Annotated in this window: 5 protein-coding genes; all 5 read right to left on the bottom strand. The window is 75.1% G+C overall.

The genetic code is table 11. The features are described 5' to 3' along the window. On the bottom strand, positions 1-625 hold a 625-nt coding region (locus ACFSL4_RS13730), incomplete at its 3' end, for an acylphosphatase (RefSeq protein WP_381082184.1). After that, positions 622-1,383 (bottom strand): hydrogenase nickel incorporation protein HypB, encoded by a 762-nt coding sequence (gene hypB / locus ACFSL4_RS13725; RefSeq protein ID WP_381082182.1) that lies wholly within the window; start codon positions 1,381-1,383, stop codon positions 622-624. The genes ACFSL4_RS13730 and hypB, both read right to left, overlap by 4 nt. Before the next feature lie 3 nt (positions 1,384-1,386). Next, positions 1,387-1,782 carry a hydrogenase maturation nickel metallochaperone HypA/HybF gene (locus ACFSL4_RS13720; RefSeq protein WP_381082180.1) on the bottom strand — a complete coding sequence of 132 codons (396 nt, stop codon included), beginning with the start codon at positions 1,780-1,782 and terminating at the stop codon, positions 1,387-1,389. Between the two features lie 160 nt (positions 1,783-1,942). Next, entirely contained in the window at positions 1,943-2,497 is a 555-nt protein-coding gene (locus ACFSL4_RS13715; RefSeq protein ID WP_381082280.1) for a hydrogenase maturation protease, read from the bottom strand. Positions 2,498-3,389: 892 nt separating this feature from the next. Continuing rightward, positions 3,390-5,096, bottom strand: coding sequence for an enoyl-CoA hydratase-related protein (locus ACFSL4_RS13710; RefSeq protein ID WP_381082178.1), 1,707 nt, complete (start codon positions 5,094-5,096; stop codon positions 3,390-3,392). Positions 5,097-5,251 lie beyond the last annotated feature (155 nt).

Raw genomic sequence — 5,251 nt, 5'->3', positions numbered from 1 at the left:
CGTCCGGCCGCCGCACGAGCAGGCGCAGCCGTGGGCCGCAGCCCGGGCAGGCGACCGGCTGGGCGTGGAAACGGCGGTCGGCGGGGTCGGCGTACTCGCGGGCGCACCCGGGACACATCGAAAAGCCGGCCATGGTGGTGTGCGCCCGGTCGTAGGGCAGGCCGGTGACGATCGTGAACCTCGGGCCGCAGTGGGTGCAGTTGATGAACGGGTGGCGGTGGCGGCGGTCCGCGGGGTCGGCCAGTTCGCGCAGGCATGCGGCGCAGGTGGCCGTGTCCGGAGGGATCAGGGTGCCCGCCGGTCCGCCGGTGCGGGAGGCGAGGATGGCGAACGCGGGGTCGCCGGTGAGGGGGACGTCCTGGTGGTCGACGGAGTCCACGCGGGCCAGCGGGGGCGCGTCCGCGGCGACCCGCTCGCAGAACCGGATGACGTCCGCGGGGGCACCCTCGACCTCCACGACGACGCCCTCGGGGGTGTTGGTGACGTGCCCGGACAGGTCCAGGGCGGTGGCGAGGGCGTGCACGAACGGCCGGAAGCCGACGCCCTGCACGACGCCCCGTACGGTGACCCGGCGGCGCAGCCGCGCCGGGACGGCGACGGCCGTCGGGGGGTGGGGGCCGTTCACGAGCGGGACGGCGCCATGACGCCGGTGCCGTCCGTGTGGTCATGGGCGTGGTCGTGCGGCGCGGCCTGCGGACGGCGGGTCATGACGGGTGTGTGGAGCGGGGCGCCGTCCGCGGCCGCCAGCGCCCGGTCGAGCAGGGCGCCGGTCCCCAGGTCGCGCCGGGCGGAGGTCAGCAGCACGTCGACTCCCGGGTTCACCCGCCCCACGTTCGCGCGGAAGGCCGCCTCGTCGAACGCGACGGCCTCGGCGATGTCGGTCTTGGTGACCACGACCAGGTGGGCGAGACCGAAGGCGGTGGGGTACTTGAGCGGCTTGTCCTCACCCTCGGTCACGGAGGCCAGGACGACGCGGAGGGTCTCCCCCAGGTCGTAGGAGGCGGGACAGACCAGATTGCCCACGTTCTCCACGAACAGCAGCCGGGTCGCGTCCGGCAGCCACCCCTCCAGGTGGCGGGCGAGCATCGCGGACTCCAGGTGGCACAGCCCGTCGGTGAGGACCTGCTTGACGGGCACGCCCGACCGCGCCAGGCGCGCGGCGTCGTTCTCGGTGGCCAGGTCGGCGGTCAGCGCCGCCACCGGCACCGACCGTTCCCGGGCCAGCACCAGTTCGCGTTCCAGGAGGGCGGTCTTGCCGCTGCCGGGGCTGGACAGCAGGTTGACGACAGTCGTGCCCCGGGCCGCGAGTTTGGTGCGCAGGGTGTGCGCGGCCCGGTCGTTCTTGGCGAGTACGGCCTGTTCCAGGTCGACCACACGGCACATGGTTCAGCGCTCCTCGGGGATCGGTTCGCGGGTGGGTGCGTGCGTTCGGCCGTCCTCCCAGTGCACGCTGACGATCTGCAGTTCACGGCCCGACAGCAGGTCGGTGCTCGCCCCGCCGCACCGCGGACAGCACATGAGCGGCGGCATGCCGACGGGCCATTCGTGCGCGCAGGGTGCGCAGCGGGCCCGGCCCGGCACCGCGTCGGTGACCAGTTCGGCTCCCTCCAGCACGGTCCCGGCACAGGCCAGTTCGAAGCAGAACACCAGCGCGTCGGGAACGACGCCGGCGAGTTCGCCCACCCGGAGCAGCACCGAACGCACCGCCGTGACGTCCCCGGCCCGCTCGGCCGCCTCTTCCACCTGGCCGATCACGGCCAGCGCGATGGACATCTCGTGCATCGGTCTCCGTCCCGGCCGCGGCCGGGACCCGCCCCGGGAGGCGGGACGTACGGGCGCGGCCCGCCGACGTCCATTAGAGGTGACCGGGGCGGGGCGCGCGGACCGGCACGCCGTCGCCGCCCGGCCGCGTACGCCGTTCGCCCCAAGGGGGCGCCGCTTCTCATGTCGCCGCTTCGCCGGCGACGGCCGGCCGCGCGGACCCGCCCGGTCCGCCGGCCCCCAGCATCTCCTCGATCAGCCGGACGGCCTTCGGCACGGCATCGGCGACCGCGGGGCTCAGCCCGACGCCCTCCTCCACCGCGGCCGGTTCACACCCCACGACCAGCGTGCGCCGCGGCGGCCGCCCTCCGGTTCCGGCACTGAGCGTGCCCAGCAGCGCGAGCACGGCGTCGGGGGTCATCCGGTGGCCGTCGAGCGGCGCGCCGTGGGGATCGTTCCCGCCGGGGCCGTCGTGCTCGATGACGTACAGCATGCCGGGATCGCCGCCGCGCGCGGTGGCGTCCACCAGGACGAGGGTGTCGTAGCCGTCGAGCACCTGGTAGGCGAGGTGCACGCCCCTCACCCCGATGTCCGCGACCTCGACGCCGGGGGGCAGGTGACGCCCCTTCAGGGCGCGTACGGTCTCCACCCCGAAGCCGTCGTCTCCGAGGAAGACGTTCCCGATGCCGGCGACGAGCACCCGGCCGCCGGCCGGGACGCCTTCCGAGGCGAGCACGGGGTGGTCGTCGAGGATGACCGGTGAGGACAGCACCACATCGGCGCGGCCCGGTTCGCCGGCCAGTACGGGCCAGGCGTGCAGATTGCGGCAGGACGCGGCCGCGTCCTTCGCCCATTCGGGGGGATCGGTCATCGACAGGAACGATCCGGCACTCAGGGCCATCAGGAGGTGGGCGGCCACCAGGGAGTACGGCAGCGCCGCGTCCCGGCCGGCGGTACGGGCGTCGGCGGGCGTCCAGGGACTGGTGTTCTCGACGACGGCCGTCAGCCGCACGACAGGGCGGGGCCCGTCGAGTACGCGCGCCGACAACCGCAGGGCGCCGCTGACCTCCTCGTGGCGGCGGACCGTACGGCCGATCGGACGGCCTGTCACGTCGAGGACCGGTTCGCTCTCCTCCCCCGCCGGGCGGCCGAAGGGGATCGTGGCCCCGTCGCCGTCCAGAAGCTCATCCACCGTCACCGTCACGTCGACACGTTCCTCGGTGCCCTCGTCCCCGGGCGCCAGAACCCGGTCGCCCGGCCGGAGTTCGGGAACGCTCTCGAACACGCCGCCGGAACCGGCCCGCTGGAGCGTTCGCCGCCGGGCGCGCAGGAAGCGCAGCTCCACCGCCAGGATGGCGTCCGCGCCGGGTTCCATCAGGCACTCGGTGTGCTGGAAGTCGTACTCCTCGCCCTCGGCGCCCCAGCCGGGCGGTACGAGCACCCCTGACTGGCGGTGCACCCGGTTCCTCGCCGCCGGGTCCCGGCGGGGGCACAGCACGCACCCCTCGAAGAGGACGGTGTCGGCCACCCGCCGGGCGCGGGTGAGGCGTTCCTCGGTCCGGGGGGCGAACGCGGTCACGCTCACGGGGCGGTCCTTCCGGTGGGTTCGGCGGGGGTGGACTGCGGTGTCACCGGGGATGGTCCTCCGCCCCGGTGCGGCAGCCGGTGGCGCGGGCGGGATACGGCGGCGTGCGGGGCGGCTTCTCCTTGCGTACGAAGGCGCGCCGCAGGGCGTGGTAGGGGGCGTCCGGATCGTGGAACGCGCGGTGCATCTCGGCCAGTTCCCGTTCCCGGAAGGCGGACAGGGGCCCGCCGCTCTCCCGGCGTTCCCGTTCGGCCTTCTTCGCGGCGATCCGTGACCGTGTCCCCGGCAGCGAGGCGAGCCGGGCCGCCAGCCGGCCGGCCTCCCCGGCGAAGTCCTCCGGCCCGCAGTCCACCACCCGGTCGACGAGCCCGAGGCCGAGCGCGCTCCGCGCGCTCATCGGCAGGGCCTCGCGCATCAGCCGCCCGGCCGTCGCGGCACCCACTCGGCGCGGCAGGGTGTACGTCCAGTACTCCGAGCCGTACAGGCCCATCAGCCGGTAGTGCGGGTTCAGCACGCAGCCGGCGCGGCACCACACCTCGTCGGCCGCCAGGGCGAGCATGACGCCGCCCGCCGCCGCGTTGCCCGCCAGCGCGGAGACCACCAGCCGGTCCGTGGTCGTCAGGACCGCCTCGACCAGGTCGTCGATGGCGTTGATGTTCGCCCAGGACTCCGCGGCGGGGTCCGCGGCGGCCTCGATGACGTTGAGGTGGATCCCATTGGCGAAGAAGTCCCGCCGGCCGCCCAGCACCAGGACCGAGGTGGGGCGTGCGCACGCCTGGCGGTAGGCGCTCAGCAGGCGCCGGCACTGCGCGGTGCTCATCGCGCCGCCGGGGAAGGAGAACGCGAGGAAGCCGGCGCCGCCCTCCTCGCGGTAGCGGATGTCCGTCCAGGTGCGCGGGTCCGCGTCGGGCGGCGCGGGGAGCTCCGGAAGCCGGGGCAGCCGGTCGCCGAGGGCCTGGACCGCGGGGAGTCTGAACGTGGCCGGCCCCCCGGGACGGCGGGGGCGTCTGAGCTCCGGGATCCAGACGGCGCCGTCCCCGGTCGCCCGGCAGACCGCCCCGGCCCGGGTGGCGAGCAGTCCCCCCGGGGCTCCGCGCAGCCTCTCCTCGGGGTGGCCGCCGTGCAGGTACCACTCCTCGCCGAGCAGCACGTCGCGCACTCCGGGCTGCGAGTCCGCGGCACGCAGCTTGCGGACGACGGTCCGCGTGGAGTCGGCGTGCCAGTCGATGCGCCGGACGCTCTGGTCCAGGTACGGACGGGTCCGGGCGGCGTTCTGCCGCAGCGGGGTGAAGGTGCCGTCGGCGAAGCGCTCCACGGCGAGCGTGACGGCCGCGAGCGCGGCGTCGGCGATCTCGCCCCGGTACAGGTCGCTCTTGGCCACGGGCGGGACCTGGCACGCCACGGACGCCCACACGTCGCCCGCGTCCATCTCCTCCTCGGCCTGGAAGACCGTGACGCCCCACCGTCCGGCGCCCTCCTGGATCGCCCAGTCGAGGGAGGACGGCCCGCGGTCGCCGACCGGGCCCGGATGGACGACGAAACACGGGTACGCGGCCCAGACCTGCCGGGGGATCGCCGTCTTCAGCAGGGGCGCGAGCACGAGGTCCGGCGTGTGGCGCGGCACCGCCCGTGTCAACGGGTTCCCCGGCAGGGCCAGTTCCACCGCGACGGTGTGACCGCGGTCGCGCAGTTCCGCATGGACGCGCTGGGTGAGGCTGTTGAACGCGCTGGCCACGAGCAGGATGTGCACGACGAACTCCCGGATCGCTCCCGGCGGACGACGGGGCGGGCGAAGGTGCCCGGCCGACTGCGATCGTCGGGCACTCCCCCGCACCACCACCGCAGACAGGCGGCCGGGTCACTCGAAAGCGGACGCCGAGCCGCCACCCGGCCGCCCCGGCGGCG

The organism is Streptomyces caeni, from assembly GCF_042678285.1.
GTDB classification, from domain to species: Bacteria; Actinomycetota; Actinomycetes; order Streptomycetales; family Streptomycetaceae; genus Streptomyces; species Streptomyces caeni.
This window is presented reverse-complemented; position numbering and strand designations above follow the sequence as displayed.